Below are 1,288 nucleotides of genomic sequence, written 5' to 3'. Positions count from 1 at the left end.
GGTTCTTCGCGGAGTCTGGGGGAAGAGCGAGTTGACAGTCAGGGAAGTGGGTAAATTGGCAGTCGCCAAACACACCAACCCCCACTCCCTGCTGCCGCCGTGCATCCTATTGATCTTGCCCAGTTCTGGCCAGGCTACGCGGTTGTTGCCTGTCGCCCATTCGCCGACAACACGCTGCTGATTGAGCTTGAGCCCCACGCTGACCACGCGCCCAAATGCGGTCGTTGTCACCAAGTCTGTCCGTTGATCCATGAGCGTCGATTGCGCCGGGTGCGCGATCGGGATTTGTTGGATCAGCGCGTTCTGCTCCAGGTGCCGGTGCGCCGCGTCGATTGCCTGCGTTGTGGGCGAGTGACCGAGCGGATCGACTGGCTGGAGCCCGCATCGCGCCTGACCCTGCGCTTGCGCGTCTGGCTCGAGGGCTTGCTGCAGTTACTGCCGATCAGCCACATCAGCCGCCTCACCGGCCTGCACTGGCACACCCTCAAGACGCTCGACAAGCGCCGCCTGGAAGCGGAAGTGGGGACCTTCGAGCCGGGCGACGTACGCCGCCTGGTGATGGACGAGTTTGCCCTGCACAAGGGCCATCGCTACGCCACGGTGATCATGGATGCCGAGCGGACGCGGGTGCTGTGGGTCGGGCATGGCAATAGCCGCGAGGCGATCCGCCCGTTCTTTGAGTTGCTGGGTGAGCACTGCCAACGGATCGAGGCGGTGGCGATGGACATGAACACCGCCTTCGATCTGGAGGTGAAGCGGCATTGCCCCCAAGCCGAAGTGGTGTACGACCTGTTCCATGTGGTGGCGCGCTACGGCCGCGAGGTGATCGACCGTATCCGCGTCGATCAGGCCAACCTCCTGCGCGAGGACAAACCAGCGCGCAAGGTGGTCAAGCAGAGCCGCTGGTTGCTGCTGCGCAACCGGGAAAACCTGAAGGATGGGCAGGCCGTGCAGTTGCGGGAGATCCTCGACGCCAATCGGCCACTGGCCACCGTCTATGTGCTCAAGGATGCGTTAAAGGAAGTCTGGTACGCCCCCTGTGTGCGGGAAGGCTGGCGGCGCTGGCGCACCTGGCTGCGGCACGCCCGGGACAGCGGTTTAGCACCGCTCCAACGCTTTGCCCGCAACCTGCGCAAATACGCTCGAGGCATCCTCGCCAGCGCTCGCTTCCCCCTGCACACCAGTGTCCTGGAGGGCGTGAACAACCGCATCAAGGTGATCAAGCGCATGGCCTATGGCTTTCGGGACTCGGTCTACTTCTTCCTGAAAATCAAGGCCGCCTTCCCCG

The 1,288-nt window shown here is 63.6% G+C and carries 1 protein-coding gene; it reads left to right on the top strand.

Features of this window, described 5'->3' with window-relative positions; translation table 11 throughout:
* Positions 1-99 precede the first annotated feature (99 nt).
* A partial coding sequence (locus tag ACFW0H_RS30085; protein WP_422917477.1) for an ISL3 family transposase occupies positions 100-1,288 on the top strand: 1,189 nt, incomplete at its 3' end.

The sequence above is a fragment of the Metapseudomonas cellulosilytica genome (assembly GCF_049334135.1).
Taxonomy (GTDB): domain Bacteria; phylum Pseudomonadota; class Gammaproteobacteria; order Pseudomonadales; family Pseudomonadaceae; genus Metapseudomonas.
The sequence above is the reverse complement of the archived record's forward strand: the minus strand, read 5'-3'. Positions and strand labels throughout refer to the sequence as shown.